Source organism: Nostoc sp. FACHB-888 (assembly GCF_014696655.1).
In the GTDB taxonomy this organism is placed as follows: Bacteria; Cyanobacteriota; Cyanobacteriia; order Cyanobacteriales; family Nostocaceae; genus Nostoc.
Genome location: NZ_JACJQM010000009.1, coordinates 61,469 through 78,160, shown reverse-complemented (window position 1 = coordinate 78,160; position 16,692 = coordinate 61,469). Strand labels below are relative to the sequence as shown.

Sequence of the window (16,692 nt, the reverse complement as noted above, 5' to 3'; positions counted from 1 at the left end):
GAGTATTGGGCATTAGTTATTCTTCCCCTGCTTCCCCTGCTTCCCCTGCTCCCCCTGCTCCCCCTGCTCCCTACTCCTCTTCACCTCCTACTTGATCCCCGCGTTCCAGTTCCCAAAGAATTTGATTTCCTTCACGGCGTACCCGTGACACTATCCAGTTTCGCCAGCGCCATTGATCTCCCCGACTGGTAACAGCGCTGGCGTGGACATCCATCAAGTCTGCTAACTCAGAACTGGTGATTAAATAGCCTTTCTCTGAAATTTCGTCAGCGATACGCAGAGTTTCGACCAAGCTGCGGAGTTGCGAAACCCTCATTTCTGGCGGTTTTTCATCGGTTGCGGCCGCAGTTGGCCCAGTAGATGGTTCCATAACGGTTATTTCTGGTGCAGAAGTACTGATTTGTTGCGGACTTTGGTTAGTTATTCGAGAGTTTTTTTCATAATCAGCTACTTTTGCTACATTTAGTTCATTTGTGGAAGGTAAAGATTTATAAAAATTTGTAGGTGTTAATTGTTGTAGCGAAGGAATTTTACCACTGGCGTATGTGCGGGCGATCACATCACAACGTTCGTTACCTATGTTACCAGAATGTCCCCTGACGTGTTGCCATTTTACTTGTTGGGTATTAAGTTCATCAAGAGTTTCTAAAAGCTCTTGGTTTTGAACGGGTTTACCATCTGACTTTTTCCAGCCTTTCTTTTTCCAGCCTTTCACCCACTTGGTAACGCAGTTAATTAGGTATTCGCTATCGGTATGAAGGATGATGGGTTGGGTTTGTTGAGATGTTTGCAGGAATTGGAGGGCTGCGATCGCAGCTTGCATTTCCATTTTATTATTAGTCGTATGAGGGGATGCATCGCCCATTTCGTGGATTGAGCCATCGCTGAAGTAGACGACAACTCCCCAACCGCCAGGGCCAGGGTTACCGGTGCAAGCACCATCGGTGTATATGCTTTGAATTGTGGGTTGAGTGGACATGGTTAGGGTATCGAACCGCAAAGGACGAGGCAGTGCGTTGGGCGGGTTTCCCGACTTGAAGCAACTGCCGTGCAAAGGACGCTAAGGGAGGAGTGATTAGCGGCGAATTTTTTTAAGAATATCCAGGCTATTATACTGGTTAGTACTCCGGCTTAGGTAACTAACGATGTGGGCGGGAAGATGAAGTTAAAACTAAGGTGAGTTGTGGCAGTTTTTATGTATTTGAACCACATTTATCGTAGGGGCACAGTATTTCTGTGCCCTTACTGCGCGATCTTCTATTTAACTGAAAATAGCAGTAATTTTTGTCAGTCGATACAATCGCATTGTTAGTCGATACAATCGCATTGTTAGCCGATACAATCACATTGTTAGCCGATACAATCGCATTGTTAGCCGATACAATCACATTGTTAGCCGATACAATCGCATTGTTAGCCGATACAATAACAATGCAGCAGGTTGCGTTTAAATAGCACTAGACGCCTGGAAGTGGCGGCTACACAGACAAAACCCGCCTCCGCACGTTGGAAAGCATTAATTGTCCGTTACTCTGCCTAGCTTCTTCCGCACTCCCCACTCCCTCTCTACACAAATAATTTCAAAAATCAAAGCGGACTGCTATACATACGTTTTAAATCTTGTAAAACTGCGGCGGCTGATTGATAGCGATCGCTAAAATGATAGCAAACCATCTTATCTAAAATTGCCGCTAATCCTTGACTCACTTGCACCGTTTGCCGCCACATCACATTCCCTGTTTCTGGATTTGGTTGGAGTTCTTGCGGTGGTATTCCTGTTATGGCTTGAATGCCAATCATTCCTAAAGCGTAAATGTCGCTGCACAAGCGGGGATGACCGGCAAATTGTTCTGGAGGTGCATAACCCCGCGTCCCGATGGCTACTGTGGCTAATTCTGTTTGCTCACTACTTTGCGGTTGCATCAATTTGACAGCACCAAAGTCAATCAATACTAGCCGATTATCTTGAGTGCATCTAATAATATTAGTTGGTTTGATATCACGATGAATCACTCGATGCTGGTGAACAAATTCTAGAACTTCTAAAACTTGTTTGAGCATCTCGATCACAAATGATTCATTTTGCACATTCCGCACAGGTGGTAATTCTTCACTTAGGGTATGTCCCTCGATATATTCTTGAATCAAATAAAATTCTTGGTCATCTTCAAAATAAGCAAGTAGTTCGGGAATCTGATGATGTTTACCCAAAGATTGTAATATTTCCGCTTCACTATTAAACAACCTGCGAGCAACTTGTAAAAATCGTGTATCTTGACGGGCTGGCATTAACTTTTTAACTACACAAGTAGGATTACCCGGTCGTTGAGTATCTTGTGCTAAATAAGTGCGGCCAAATCCACCTGCACCAAGAACTTGAGAGATTTTGTAGCGTCCACCTAAAAGCAAATCACCTGATTTTATTTCTGGTGAATCAACTGGGGAAGGAAAGTCAAGATAGGAGTCAGGAAGCGCAGTTTTGTCTTCTAAAAGTATATTTAATTGGGCGATCGCTTCTTGTTGTTTTTCAACTTGCAGAAAAATCACCTGAGTTTGTTGCTGATTTTGGTAGCTACTATAAGTAATCACGCAGATGCTACTAATCACCAAAGCCAGACCAGAGGGAACTAATGGTATCCATCCGCCTTGCAAAAACAAAGCAACGCAGATTCCTACTAAGCCAAGTAGAGTTGTCCCTCCCACCACTAGCAACAGCAACGGATTTTGCCACCGCCATGCTATGATTCCACCTAAAAGCGACCAGCCCCACATCCAAATAAGTTCCGCCGGGTCGGGCCAGTACCAAATTAGAGGTCGCCCATCTAATACTGTACTGATTAGTTGACTTGCTATCTGTGCATGAATAAGCACAGCAGGCATTCTGGGTGGTTGATCTGGCAAAGCGCTATAAGGTGTATAAAAGCTACTTTGAAGTAAATTAGCGGCAGTAGCGCCAATAATTACAAGACGGTCTTTAATTAAATTGGGGTTGACTTGGCCACTAAGAACATCTGAGAGAGTTACTTCGTCGGCGAGGCTGTTGGGGTGACGGTAATTTAATAATATTTGATAGCCATTTGTATCCAGATGTTGATAGCTAGCAGAATTAGGTCGTAAACGTGGGAACAGGATTTTACCTAACTGAAATTCTTTTTTATTCGTAAAGTGGTATTCAATGCCTTGTTTTTCTAGATAATTAATTGCTATGAGCGCACCAAATGCAAATGATGTTGTACATTTGTTATGTGGAGAGTAAACAAATAACAAACTGCGGCGGAGAATTTGGTCGTTTTCATTGTCAGCAACCACATTGCTAAACCCAACATTATCTATAGGGAAATTTGGTGGTGGTGGAATTTCATCTTTACCCAAGCTGCTGAAGGAACAAGTGCTGACGATGTTATCTTGATTTTGCAAATTAGCCGTAAAATTGTTGCGTTCTGGTTGGAAAAGATATAAACCAACAATTCGCGGTTGATAAGACTCTATTTTCTTTAATAGCTGATTGATTGTCCGATCTGATGGAGTCCATTTCTCTCGTTTGAGATCGTCGCCAGTTATTTTTACTAGCAAAATTCGCCGATCAGGTGCTTGTACTGGACGCGATCGCAACATTTGGTCATAAACTCTCATCTCCCAAGGCTGCAACCATCTGAGTTCACGAACTCCCCAGATTAAAGCGGTGACTCCTACACTGGTAACTAAAATCATTTGCAACCAGCTTTTGCTCTTAAAAGTTTCACGGGAATCCTGAACTTTGACAAAGGGGAGACGGAGTTTTTCTAATAGTCCACTAATCACGGCATTGCGGCGGTAGCCTGAATTGGGTAGATGTTGTAGGCGCAGAAGTTAATTTTCTGACTCTAGTTAAAAGCTAATTAACCTAAGCTTTTATCTATATTAATGTAGCAATTTACCTGCTGCTTAGAGGCTTCGGGGTATTCCTACTTTTAAAGCAAGCTTACGCGCAGCGTCAACCACAGAATCAAACAAGCGATTGTGCTATCTAGCTAATCATCTGTTTGAGATATGTGAGCATCTTCAACAGGACTGGCAATTGGGAAAGAAATAGGATTAGTAGATGGGGTTAGTGAATCTAACTGAGGTTGTTCGAGTGATGCTTCGATGCTTGAATCAGCAAAATAGGAGTCGAATATTTTATCATAGTTAGAAGCAACAGCTAAAAAAGCACCACCCAAAATATAGATAGGTAATGGCAAATTAAATTCTTGCAACCAGTCAAACAGTTCTGCCAAAGCAAATAGCACCAAAAAGCAGGCAAGCCAAACCTTCATGTTTTCTATTCCCCCGATTTAAATAACTCTACTATTAGCTTAAACCGATGGGAAAACGGACGAACACAATCTTCGTCACTGGCTATGCAACAAATTGAAAAGCTACTATACAAAATGGGAAAACCCGGTGAGGCGCTTTTAGCCAGATACTTTCAATCAAAAATGAGGAGCAGAGACTGTGACTGCTGAAGTTCCAGCAATTATCATCCCAGACGTTGAACAGGTCTTAGCTAGGATCAGCGATGCTTTTGTCATATTGGATCATGAATGGCGCTACACTTACGTTAATGACAAGCTAGCTGAACTAGCTGGGATGAATAAGGAAGACTTTTTAGGCAGGAGTATTTGGGAGTTTCCTGACACAGTTAATAGCATAATTTATACTGAACTGCACCGTGTTGTTGCTGATCAAGTGACAGTTAATTTTGAGTATTTTTATCCAGAATGGAATCGTTGGTTGGAAAATCGCGTCTATCCCTCAGAAGATGGCGTATCAATCTTAATTACAGATATTACTGAGCGCAAACGCAGCCAGCAACTTCTGAATGCACAGTATGCGATCGCTCGCATTCTCTCTGAGGCAACCACGCTTGTAAATGTTTCAACTATTTTGCGATCGCTGTGCGAAAATTTAGGATGGCAAGCAGGTATTTTCTGGAGTGTAGACGATGAAGCTAATGTTCTACACCGCATGAGTTCTTGGTATTCATCTGACTTAGAAAAAGAAGCATTCAACCAGCAGACAATTGCTTTGAGTGAAGGGTTACCCGATCAGATTTGGGCAAGTGGTCAACCTGTTTGGATTTCCGAACCCGCCCAAACCGAGAATTGTTTTGCCGCCGCCATCGGATTCCCAATTCGGCTGGATAATAAAATATTAGGTGTGATCGAATTTTTCAGCGACCAAATTTTAGAGCCTGACACCAATCTACTGCAAATGATGAGTGCGATCGCCACTCAAATTGGTCAGTTCATCGAGCAGCAACAAAGTTCGTCGTTACTGCAAGAAAGTGAGGAAAAATATAGCCGGATTTTTGAAACTTCAGCCGTCTCGATTGGGGAGGAAAATTCTCCCCTTATTAAAGATTTAATTTATAATCTAAAAGCTCAAGAGGTTACAGATTTGCGGCAATATTTGGACGAACAAGAGCAAGTAGAAGAAAATCTGCGTCATAGTGAAGCACGCTACCGCTCACTAGCAGAAGCAAGCGCATCCATCGTCTGGAGCGCGGGGCCTTGGGGCAACGTTGTTGACGATATTCCGACTTGGGAGGCGTTCACTGGGCAAAGTCCCGAAGAATATAAAGGATGGGGTTGGGTTGAGGCACTGCACCCAGATGATCGTACTTCTGTAGCTGCTATTTGGAGGCAGGCTTTTTTTGGGCGTAGCGTTGCAGTTGCCGAGTATCGTGTTTTGCGGCATGACGGCGAATACCGTGACATGGCCATACGCGGTGTGCCTATATTTGATGAAATAGGCGAAATCCGAGAATGGGTAGGAATGTGTGTAGATATTACCGCTCGCAAGCAAGCTGAAGCAGAACGTGAACAATTGCTGGCGCTACTGAAAACAGAACAGACTCGCTTGGTTGAAGCTAACGTTCTACTTGATACCCTCTTCAATAACGCACCTATAGGTATTGGTTTATGGGATGAGAAATTAAGATATGTTCGGTTGAATGACGCTTTAGCTGAGATTAACGGTCTTCCCCAAGAAGCACATATCGGTAAGACCGTCGCTCAGGTGCTACCAGGGGTGGATTCTGCGGTCATGGAAGCTTTCCACCATGTGATCGAAACGGGAGAATCTATTGCCCAAGAGGCCAGTGGAGAGACACCCGCCGCGCCTGGAAAGCAAAGGCACTGGTCAGTAAATTACTATCCAATTAAACTACCAGGTGATGTCAATTGGGTGGGCGCAATTTGTCAAGAAATCACCGATGTCTACAACGAGCTTCGCTTACGCAAGCAAGCCGAAGCCGAGCGTCAACAGCTATTTGAGCTGGAGCAAGCGGCTCGTATTGAGGCTGAAGCTGCCAAAGAGCAAGTTACCCAAATTTTAGAAAGTATCACTGACGGCTTTATTGCCTTTGACAGTGAGTGGCGCTTTACCTACCTAAATCATGAAGGAAGCAGAACTTTGGGGCGTTCTTGCGAGGATCTGTTGGGAAAAAACTTGTGGGAAGAAATCCCAGAACTGGCTGCTACTAGCTTTGGTCAGCTTTATCAAAGGGCAGTTGCTCTAGGAATGCCGCTTGAGCTTGAAGATTATTACCCACCTTTTGATGGATGGTTTGCGGTTCGTGTCTACCCTTCAGTCACAGGGTTATCACTTTATTTCCGTAACATTAATGTACGCAAGCAGGCAGAGGCAAAACTGCGCGAGAGTGAAGCGTGTTTTCGGCTGATGGCTGAAAATTCAACTGATATTATTTCACGCCATACAGTAGATGGAATTCTTCATTACGTTTCACCAGCTTGCTACACAGTATTGGGGTATCAACCAGAGGAACTAATAGGTCATCACAGCCAGGAGTTAGTTCACCCAGACGATTTGGCAGAGATTGTTAATAATTACCCGATCAATGCTGATTTACCAGATATTTATACTATTACTCACCGTGCTCGTCACAAAGATGGACATTATATTTGGTTGGAAGCAACTATTCGAGCTATTCGCGATCGCCAAACTAAAGAAATTTTAGAAATGCAGGCGTCTTCGCGCGATATTACCAAGCGCAAACAGGTGGAGGAGGAGCAGCATTTTCTAGCTGAGGCTAGTGGGATTTTAGCTGCATCATTAGACTACGAGACAACCTTAGCTAGTTTGACGCGTCTAGCAGTGCCTGAAATAGCTGATTGGTGCTTAGTTGATATTATTTGTGACAATCAATTAGTCCGCCGGGTTGCAGCAGCCCATGCCAATCCAGCGAAACAAGAATTGGTAGAACAGTTACAAAATTATCCGCCTGATTTGACACAAAGAAAAGGTGTTGCTGAGGTAATACAGACAGGCAAATCACAAATTACTCATTTTGTTTCTGATGAACTGATGGAAGCGGTAAGCCATAATGCCAGTCATCTAAAAATCTTGCACGAACTAACTCCTACATCTGGTATGACTATACCACTGATAGTTCGGGGACGGGTGCTGGGAGCTATGATTTTGGTATCTTCTTCAGGTCGTCGCTACGACACCAAAAGCTTAATGTTAGCTGAGGAGTTAGCTTGCCGTGCGGCGATCGCTGTTGATAATGCCCGACTCTACACAGAAGCACAGCAATCTCAACAGGCGGCTTTACGGGCAGCATCTCGCACTGCGCGTCTGCAAGCCATTACTGCTGCACTTTCTGAATCTCTCACTCCGGCACAGGTTGCTGAAGTAATGGTAGAGCAAGGTATGGCAGCTTTGGGAGCTAGTTCTGCTTTAGTAGCACTAGTGACTAATAGCGGCACTGAACTAGAAATTGTCCGTGCAGTAGGCTACGAACAAGAAGCAGTAGATTCATGGCGTCGATTCTCTATTAATGCATCCGTACCATTGGCAGAAGCAGTGAGAAACAAGCAGCCCATCTGGCAAGAGTCAACAACAGCAAGGATTGCTCGTTACTCACATCTTGCTAAGGAATATGCCCAGGTTGACTACGGCGCTTGGATTTCGATTCCATTAATCATTGAGGGGCGAGCCATAGGTGGAATGTCTCTAGCTTTTGCCGAGATTCAGGAGTTTAGCCAAGACGATCAAGCCTTTATGCTGGCATTAGCACAGCAGTGTGCTCAAGCAATGGAACGTGCCCGCTTATACGAGGCAGAGCAAACGGCACGGGAAACAGCAGAAAACGCCAACCGGATTAAAGACGAGTTTCTCGCAGTGCTTTCTCATGAATTGCGATCGCCACTCAACCCAATTTTAGGATGGTCTAAGCTACTCCAAACCAAAAAACTTGATGAAAAGACAATTCCTCAAGCGCTGAAGACTATTGAGCGAAATGCTAGGTTACAGGCTCAACTGATTGAAGACTTGCTAGATATCTCCCGGATTTTACAAGGTAAACTTAGCCTGAATATCTACCCAGTTGATTTAGCATCTGTGATTTCGGCAGCAATGGAAACAGTCAGGCTGTCGGCAGAAGCTAAGTCAATTGAGATGCACATCAGCCTAGAATCAAATTTAGGGCAAGTTTTGGGTGACTCCGGCCGATTGCAGCAAGTCGTTTGGAACCTGCTTTCAAATGCAGTTAAGTTTACACCTGCGGGGGGACGAGTTGACATCCGACTCTCATCATGTCCTAATTCCAATTCCAACTCAGCACTAATTGAAGTCAGCGACACTGGCAAAGGCATCGATCCTGATTTTCTGCCTTACGTGTTTGAATATTTCCGCCAAGAGAACAGCAGCACCACCAGAAAGTTTGGTGGATTGGGTTTAGGGTTAGCGATCGTCCGTCATTTAGTCGAACTGCATGGTGGCACAGTCCAGGTAAAAAGCGAGGGCGAAGATCAGGGGGCAACTTTTACTGTGAGACTCCCACTGCTCCAAAATCAATCAGAGGTTAAACAGGACACTAGCGACTCAGAGACATCCTCAAATTTAGATGGTGTCAATATTTTAGTAGTGGATGATGATGCAGATACGCGAGAATTTATTGCCTTCTTGCTAGACCAATATGGGGCAAATGTGACAGCAGTGGCATCAGCAGATAAAGCACTAGCCGCTTTAAGTCAATCCTTGCCAGATATACTTTTAAGCGATATAGGGATGCCAGAAGTGGATGGCTGTATGTTTATGCGACAGTTGAGAACACTACCAAAAGAGCAAGGAGGGCAACTTCGAGCGATCGCACTTACTGCCTATGCTGGAGAAATGAACGCCAAGCAAGTACTTGCAGCCGGATTTGATAAGCATCTTGCCAAACCAGTAGAGCCAGCCGAATTAGTAGATGCGATCGCCAACTTAATAGCTGAATCAAGAAAGTAGGCGGTGCTGAAATTGCAAAGCTTTTTCAGGGTCGGGAATTTGCGATGCTAAAATCTTCACAAATTCTACACGAGAAATTTGCCCAGAAGATTTAACAGCTTTTTGGACTAGAAACTTAGCTATTGGCCCAATTAAATCAGCCAATTCCCGCTCACACTGATGCACAAAGCTATCGTTGATTAATTGAGATTCTTGGCTTGGTAAATTATTTGGCTTAATTTCAGATTGAGCAGTAACTTCTTGTAATAGAGTAGGTTTCTCTAATATAAACATTGTCTTCTTCTTAAAATCAACTTGTTGATTTGCTCGAAGATGAAGGGCCAATTGACTAATTAGTTCTTCACTGTTGGGCGCTGATGCTGTAATTTGTTTTAGTAATCTTGAGGCAACAGGGCCGACAAATTCCAAAAGAACTGTTTCCAACCGACTGTAATTTTCTGGTGATAGGGTTGAAGCAGGCGGATACTCAATTGAGTTTTGTTGAGCAAGTGAAGCTTGAGGCGGTTGTGTAGAAGATAGCGGTTGAAGTGATTGCGCTCCTACTTTAGTATCAAGATGTTTCAGCACCTGTAGAACTTCAGTCGCAGACTGATAGCGCTGTTTAAAGTGGTGTAGCACCATTTTAGATAGCACAGATGCCAACTCAGAACTGACATTAGCCTGATGCTGCCAAGAAATTTCTCCTGTATCTGGATCTTCCTCAAAGTTTATAGGATGTAACCCCGTCAGCGATTGAATACCAATTATGCCCAAAGAATAAATATCGCTGTTAGGGCGCGGCCTACCTTGCCCCTGTTCTGTAGACATATATCCTGGGGTGCCAATGATAATAGTAGCCCCCGTGCCCCCTAAAAGTGTAAGCAATTGAGTTTGGACTTGTTTGACTGCACCAAAGTCAATCAGGACTAACTTGCCGTCTTGTTGCCGCCTGATTATATTATCTGGCTTGATATCTCGATGGATAACGTTGTGGCTGTGAATAAATTGCAGAATACCCAACACCTGTTGGAGAAGTTGAATTACTTGATCTTCTGTCCAAGGTTGATTGGGGAATAGTTCCGCTTTCAGAGTATGCCCTTCAATGAACTCTTGCACCAAGAAGAACTCTTGGTTGTCTTCAAAATAGGCTAAAAGTCGAGGAATCTGGTCATGGTTACCTAGTTGTTCTAGTGTTTCTGCCTCGCTGGTAAATAGCCGTCTAGCAGTTTCGAGAAATTCAGGGCTACGAGTGACGGGTTTAAGATGTTTGACAACGCATTTCGGGAAACCTGGCCGATGGGTATCTTGGGCGAGGTAGGCTTGACCGAATCCACCCCCACCTAAGATTTCGAGGACTTGGTAACGTCCGTCTAATAATTGTCCTAACATTATGTCACAAGCCTTAAGTCCTCAAATTAATCTTGGCACAACTAGCAGCTTTGACAAGGTTTCTTGAGAAAGAAAGTAGGTAGGTAGTGCTGAAATTATAAGGTTTTTTTGAGGATTGTACTACAAGTTTATAAGTCAAAATTGTTATGAAATAAGCTCTTTAGAGATTTTAAATGGTTGCTCTATTTACGCCGTGGTGTACTAGTTTATAGCGGTTTCCAGGTACAGAAATAAATAATTAACCATAGATCAACACCGTAGGGGCGCACAGATGAGATGTGTGCCCCTTATCTAGTACCTAATTAAGCAAAGGCAAAAATTGGCGAATTAACCCAATTGTCACTGCTGGTAACTCTAACTGCGGTGTTAATCCCACATCTTCCAACTGTTGAAAAAATCGGATCGCTTGCGGATTCATTTCGGCAAGGCGGCGACCAATTGAGGGACCTGTAAATTCCGATCTTCGTCCCCAAATAATGGCGGTAGGAACGGTTAACTGTTGAATGTAAAGGGATAAATCAAAGCATAAATCGCCACGCACAAAGGACAGTGCTGCATACTCAGCATTAGGCTGTTGGGCGGATTGTAAATAAGCATCTACAATTTCTTGATACACTCGATTAGACTGAGCAAATTGGCGTTGTTCTAAGAAACTGCGAATACCCCCACTGGTAGCTACCCCAGTGCTGTAAAGTAAACGGTCAACAACGGGAACGCTGATTAACTGGGCAAAAAAACTACGGGAGTAGTCTTCGCCAAAGTCTGAAAGCCCGGCGGGGGTAGTGAGAATTAAAGACTTGAATAAATCAGGATGATCTGCCGCTACTCGAATTGTAAAGGCTGCGGTCAATGAAGAAGCGATCGCAGTTACTGGGCCGGTACAAGTCTGCTCGAAAAACTCCCGAATAGTGGTTAAATAATCCTCAATCTTATAACTCCGTGCTGGATGCTCAGATTTACCCCAACCGATTAAATCGGGTGCAATGACCCGATATTCAGCAGCGAAAGCTGGATACACTTTCGACCACTCATAAGCAGAAGATCCACCACCAAAACCGTGCAAGAACACCAAAGTTTCTCGATTATCTTTGGCATTTACATTGTCCTGCCAAGGTGAGCCAGTGGCAGTATAATATACCATTCTACCTAGTGAGGTATTTATGGAACGTTGTTCAAATCCTAGTGGTTGAAACATAAGTATTTTTTTGACTGTAGTAATTAGTTGGCACAAGTAACAGAATAGACCTGTGGACGTGAAGGCACAGGGAGAGTCTTTGATAATTTCTTCACGTCACCGTGTCTTCTCTAGTCACTCCAGAATACTTACCTATTTAATTCAAACTCCCCACTCATTGTTATTATCGGCGAACCAATCACTCTAAGACTTCTGGCTACTGTCAGATTAAGTAGATATAAAATTACTGAATTACTTGTAAAGATTTGGTGATCTTTTTTCATAATAAAAAGTAACTTAGGTTGAAATTACTGTCATATAAGGGTTTTTCGTGGTAGCGAGTATCACTAGAGCCTGAATCAAACATAAGTTTTTATGGTAGTCTATCAAAAAACTCATAAATAATTTTGAGCATCAGGAAGATTCAAAATGCTCATTTTAAGAAGCTATTAATTCTAGTTTTATATGTAGAAACAGTAGCTTTTAATGTATTAATAAATCTGATTATTATCTAAGTAATGGTAAAGCAGGCTACTCTTCAATCAAATAAACTACCAACGATTGAAGACGCTAAATTTGCGCTTGACAAATTTAATATACAAAATGAAATGAAAGCTTCCGTTTGGGGGGATCAAGTCGAGTCAGCTATTGACACCGCCAGAGTGGCTGTACCTACTTGTATTTGTTTAGACTTAGAAGATTTGAAGTGTTTTGAACCAGTAGAGTGCCAGTATGAACGCTGGGGAGTAATTTTTCACAATTCTATAGCAATACAGCCATCAAATCCAGCATTTCCAACCTATTCGGGGCTTATAGTCTTAATGGCAGCACCCAAAAGCGGATTTTTAGAAGCTACTTTCTTGCATCCGGTTAGCTCGGTTAGCGCCTTTGTCACTAGTTCGCAACGCCTAGTGTTTTCCGCCTACGATCGCGATCGCCAACTCCTTGCTCAAGCTGTACTACCAAGCGCTAATCTTGCCAATTCAGACTCGGCAATTTCCCCCAATACATTATTATCTATAAGTGTGAATAACATCTACAGCGTTACCTTCTGTGTTTTTGATGGTCAATTTACTCTTGATAACTTTCGTTTTTGTCTTTAAAAAGCCTTTATGCCCTTGCTCTGAGCCATTTAAAATGGTATCTTGATTTCCGCCGTGCTGTACTAATCTACTATGCTGCCCTTGAAAACCGGGCATCTTGTAGTTTGGGTCTTCACCCTTTCTTCATCTCTAGTAAAACTTATACAATAAGTAATTTCGTAATCAAGTAGGTAAATACTGTGGCACAGGCTTCGTCTTCTTGGCAGCAATTGATCAACCAGATCCCCAACTGGAACTGGTCGCATCCATTGTTCAAGACAAAGGGAGCTACAAAGCAGCAAACATTTAAGCGTTTCTCTGGGCCTGGAGGTTTTCTTGGGTTCCTGACAATCTTCATCGCCATGTTGTTGTGGAACTGGATGCTGCTATTGGCTCTCTTAATCGGCGTTGGAATAATGGTATTGGTTTACTCAATGCAAGAGTGGGACTGGCAATTACACTGGTCTAAGATACATAAGTTCTTAAACAGTTCAAATCGTCGGTTAGCCTTAGCAGTTGTCAGTGGTGGTGTTGCTACTGTCAGTACTTATATGGCCGCTGCAATTTGGGTTGACTCTCACAGTTCCTGGATTGCTGCTGGTGCTATTTTGCAAGGCGTGGGAACACTATTAACTTTAATTTTATTGGTCTGGCAAATTGTCAACTTCTATGGAAATCAAGAAGAAGACCACCTCGATCAGTTGTTAGCAAATTTAACCGAAAAAGATCCATTGAAGCGGCTGATTGCCCTACGTCAACTAACTAAATTCATTAGCCGTAAGCGAGTTGATTCTTCAGTGCAGCAAGATGTTGTCGAATGCTTGCAACTCCTACTCAGCCGAGAGGAGGAAGTTGGGATCAGAGAGGCAGCTTTTAAGAGTTTACAAGCCTGTGATGACCTGCGGTCGGTCAAAGACCATCGCCCACAAGTGCTACCCCCCAAAACACCAGCAACTTTCATACCCGTATCAGCAAAAGTCAAGCACCATGTTTATTAGTCATTAGTCATTTGTCCTTTGCAAATGACTAATGACTAATGACAAATGACCAATAATTATTTTCGAGACAACTGTCCATTGCGAACTTGCACTACCGGATGATTGCATCGCCGCACCAACTGTTCATCGTGGGTGGTAACAATTACTGTAGCCCCAAAGGAGTTTAACTTTTGGAGAATCTGGATCACTTGCCAGGAATTATCTGGATCGAGATTTCCAGTAGGCTCATCCGCCAGTAACAGTGGTGGTGTACCAACGATCGCACGGGCAATACTGACTCGCTGTTGCTCTCCCCCAGACAACTGATCTGGAAAGCAGTCAGCTTTACTCAGCAAACCTACCAGCTTTAAAGTTGGTTCTAAACGTCGCTGAATTTCTTTACGGGTATACCCTTGAGCTTGCAGTACAAAAGTCACATTTTCCGCTACTGTGCGTTGGGTAATTAATTTGTAGTCTTGAAACACAATACCAATCCGTCGCCGGAATAATGACAAGCGATCGCCCCGTAAATCCGCTACATTACATCCATCAACAATTACTTTTCCCTGTGTGGGTAACTCCTGGCCATACAGCAGTTTCAAAAGCGTTGATTTACCAGAACCACTTGGCCCGGTGATAAACAGAAATTCTCCCTTTTTTACTTCAAGGTTCGCATTCAACAAGGCATGAGAGCCGTTAGTATAGGTTTTAGTTACAGATTGTAATTGCACCTTTACAGTAGTGTTGCTACCCTGCTGTTGAGTTTCACTGTCCTCTTTATGAAGGGATTTGTCTTTCTTAGCTTGAGTTGTTAATACTGGCATTCTTAAATTTTCCTTATCCCCACAATCAAATAGCTTAATGGCTCAGATTTGATATTCTCCTGAAAATAAGGATTCCCAGGTTTCGCCTGGGAATTGAAAATTCAACAAAGACAATTTAAATTTTTTGAATACTAACTAAGTAATAGCACCCAGCACTCTTAACTAATAGCACCCCTTGCTGTCAAACGATAAACAAACGCTTTCACAGCAAACGCTGGCAAAGCCAACATCCGCCGCCAACGCCAAGGTTCTTGATAAAGCCGATACAACCATTCCAAATTATTATTTCCTAACCAAGCTGGAGCGCGAGTTTTAGTTCCCGACCAAATATCAAAACTACCACCAACGCCAATCCAAACTGCTTGAGGACACAAATGGCGGTTTTCGGCAATCCATAACTCTTGACGTGGCACTCCCAAACCGACAAAAATCACTTGGGGCTGCAATTGAGCCAGAGTCTGTTGCAATTGTGCTTCTTCTTCTGGGGAATGGTAGCCTGAGTGAGTGCCTGCTATACTCAAATCTGGAATTTGCTGCTGCCAAAAATCTGCCGCAGTTGAAGCCACTCCAGGCGCTCCTCCATAGAAAAATACCTTTGCCCCTATCTTCTGCTGCCCGATTTCTTGCAAAAGTTTTTCTGCCAATTCAATCCCCGGAAAACGCTGCACTTTTTGCCATAATAGCCACCGCAAATACAGAACAACCCCAGCTCCGTCTGGAATAACTAGTTCAGCATTTTTAATGATCTGAGCTAGGATTTTATTCTGCTCTGCTTGCATAGTCATTTCTGCATTGAGCGTTACTACATGAGTTCCTCTACCTGCACGCAGGCATTCTAACAACCAGCCTGGATAGTTATCCATCACATGAACTGGTATTCCCAACACTGAAAATGCTTGATTGCCTTTAGACATAGCCTATTTTGGATTAACCTCACGCGAGATTTCCTTGAATGTTAAGTTTATCAAATTTTTTATATTAGAACTTAGGCATGAGAGATTCCCATTGCCCTGCAACAATAGAAAGCATAACTAATTAGTCTTGGGCTGAAACAGTTCAAATTTTATTGTTGAAGTGTAATATTCACCAAGTATTAAACACTCAACTCACAACTCTGGTTCCGGGAACAGAAGTCTCCACTGTACTGCTTGCAGTTAGTGTGGGAATATGTCACGAAACTCGACTTTCTGGTTAAGGTAGTGTAACGGGCTGAAGTTGGCTATGAGTAAAATTCGTATCGCTCTGATTGAAGATCATGACCTGACTCGTGTAGGTATTCGGACAGCATTACTGCAAAAGGATGATATTGAAGTTGTAGGTGAAGCTGCTAATGCTGCTGAGGGACTAAAGATGTTAAAAATGGTACAACCAGATATTGCAATTGTAGATATTGGTTTACCAGACAAGGATGGCATAGAACTGACACGGGAGGTAAAATCTACTGATAATGGACAGCAGTTACTAACAAAGGTGTTAATTTTGACACTGCGGGATAACAAAGAAGCTGTGTTGGCAGCTTTTGCTGCTGGTGCAGACTCTTACTGTATGAAGGATATAAAATTCGATAATTTGCTGGAAGCAGTACGAGTAACTCACAATGGCAACGCCTGGATTGATCCAGCGATCGCTCGGATCGTATTACAACAAGCGCAACAAAATCCCCAAAAGTTGGAATCAGCTTTTGTAGATACCAAGACCATTGCCTCTAACCCTGATTATGTCGTCGAGAATCTAGAAGAAATTCAACCTTATACCCTGACAGAAAGGGAGTTAGAAGTGCTACAGTTGATTGTCGAAGGTTGTAGTAATGCAGTCATTGCGGAAAGGCTTTACATCACTGTTGGGACTGTTAAAACTCACGTTCGCAATATTTTGAATAAGCTATGTGCTGATGACCGTACCCAAGCAGCAGTCCGCGCCTTGCGTTCTGGGTTAGTGGGATAAAGTTAAGTTCAGTGAACAGTTATCAAGGTTTGAACCACTGATAACTGGTA

Annotated in this window: 12 protein-coding genes; 5 read left to right on the top strand and 7 right to left on the bottom strand. The window is 43.2% G+C overall.

The genetic code is table 11. The annotated features are described in order from the left end of the window. Positions 1–70: 70 nt before the first annotated feature. On the bottom strand, positions 71–979 hold the full coding sequence (rnhA, locus tag H6G26_RS08195; RefSeq protein WP_190728777.1) for a ribonuclease HI: 909 nt from the start codon (positions 977–979) through the stop codon (positions 71–73). A gap of 305 nt (positions 980–1,284) precedes the next feature. On the opposite strand from rnhA, the gene H6G26_RS08190 reads away from it, so the two are divergent. Further along, entirely contained in the window at positions 1,285–1,455 is a 171-nt protein-coding gene (locus tag H6G26_RS08190) for a hypothetical protein (RefSeq protein ID WP_190728776.1), read from the top strand. A 132-nt stretch (positions 1,456–1,587) separates the two neighbouring features. On the opposite strand, the gene H6G26_RS08185 is transcribed toward H6G26_RS08190, so the two are convergent. Together H6G26_RS08185 and H6G26_RS08180 are read right to left on the bottom strand one after the other, a co-directional pair. Next, positions 1,588–3,801, bottom strand: a complete 2,214-nt coding sequence (locus tag H6G26_RS08185) for a CHASE2 domain-containing protein (RefSeq protein ID WP_190728775.1) — start codon at positions 3,799–3,801, stop codon at positions 1,588–1,590. A gap of 209 nt (positions 3,802–4,010) precedes the next feature. Continuing rightward, positions 4,011–4,295 carry a hypothetical protein gene (locus H6G26_RS08180; RefSeq protein WP_190728774.1) on the bottom strand — a complete coding sequence of 95 codons (285 nt, stop codon included), beginning with the start codon at positions 4,293–4,295 and terminating at the stop codon, positions 4,011–4,013. 178 nt (positions 4,296–4,473) lie between these two features. On the opposite strand from H6G26_RS08180, the gene H6G26_RS08175 reads away from it, so the two are divergent. Further along, the gene (locus H6G26_RS08175) at positions 4,474–9,273 is read left to right on the top strand and encodes a PAS domain S-box protein (protein WP_190728773.1); all 4,800 of its coding nucleotides are present in this window, start codon (positions 4,474–4,476) and stop codon (positions 9,271–9,273) included. On the opposite strand, the gene H6G26_RS08170 is transcribed toward H6G26_RS08175, so the two are convergent. Together H6G26_RS08170 and H6G26_RS08165 are read right to left on the bottom strand one after the other, a co-directional pair. Next, positions 9,262–10,641, bottom strand: a complete 1,380-nt coding sequence (locus H6G26_RS08170) for a serine/threonine-protein kinase (RefSeq protein ID WP_190728772.1) — start codon at positions 10,639–10,641, stop codon at positions 9,262–9,264. The genes H6G26_RS08175 and H6G26_RS08170 overlap by 12 nt on opposite strands. A gap of 298 nt (positions 10,642–10,939) precedes the next feature. Then, a complete protein-coding gene (locus H6G26_RS08165) occupies positions 10,940–11,836 on the bottom strand; it encodes an alpha/beta hydrolase (RefSeq protein ID WP_190728771.1) in 897 nt (298 codons plus the stop codon). A 497-nt stretch (positions 11,837–12,333) separates the two neighbouring features. Between H6G26_RS08165 and H6G26_RS08160 the strand changes: the two genes are divergently transcribed. Together H6G26_RS08160 and H6G26_RS08155 are read left to right on the top strand one after the other, a co-directional pair. Further along, positions 12,334–12,918 carry a hypothetical protein gene (locus tag H6G26_RS08160; protein ID WP_190728770.1) on the top strand — a complete coding sequence of 195 codons (585 nt, stop codon included), beginning with the start codon at positions 12,334–12,336 and terminating at the stop codon, positions 12,916–12,918. A gap of 179 nt (positions 12,919–13,097) precedes the next feature. Further along, positions 13,098–13,895, top strand: coding sequence for an armadillo-type fold-containing protein (locus H6G26_RS08155; RefSeq protein ID WP_190728769.1), 798 nt, complete (start codon positions 13,098–13,100; stop codon positions 13,893–13,895). Between the two features lie 56 nt (positions 13,896–13,951). Here the strand turns inward: H6G26_RS08155 and ftsE are convergent, their stop codons facing one another. Both ftsE and H6G26_RS08145 read right to left on the bottom strand, forming a co-directional pair. Then, the gene (gene ftsE / locus H6G26_RS08150) at positions 13,952–14,698 is read right to left on the bottom strand and encodes a cell division ATP-binding protein FtsE (protein WP_190728768.1); all 747 of its coding nucleotides are present in this window, start codon (positions 14,696–14,698) and stop codon (positions 13,952–13,954) included. A 158-nt stretch (positions 14,699–14,856) separates the two neighbouring features. After that, positions 14,857–15,612: a WecB/TagA/CpsF family glycosyltransferase gene (locus tag H6G26_RS08145; RefSeq protein WP_190728767.1), complete on the bottom strand. Its 756-nt coding sequence runs from the start codon at positions 15,610–15,612 to the stop codon at positions 14,857–14,859. A 307-nt stretch (positions 15,613–15,919) separates the two neighbouring features. On the opposite strand from H6G26_RS08145, the gene H6G26_RS08140 reads away from it, so the two are divergent. Further along, positions 15,920–16,642: a response regulator transcription factor gene (locus H6G26_RS08140; protein WP_190728766.1), complete on the top strand. Its 723-nt coding sequence runs from the start codon at positions 15,920–15,922 to the stop codon at positions 16,640–16,642. The last annotated feature ends 50 nt before the right edge of the window (positions 16,643–16,692 follow it).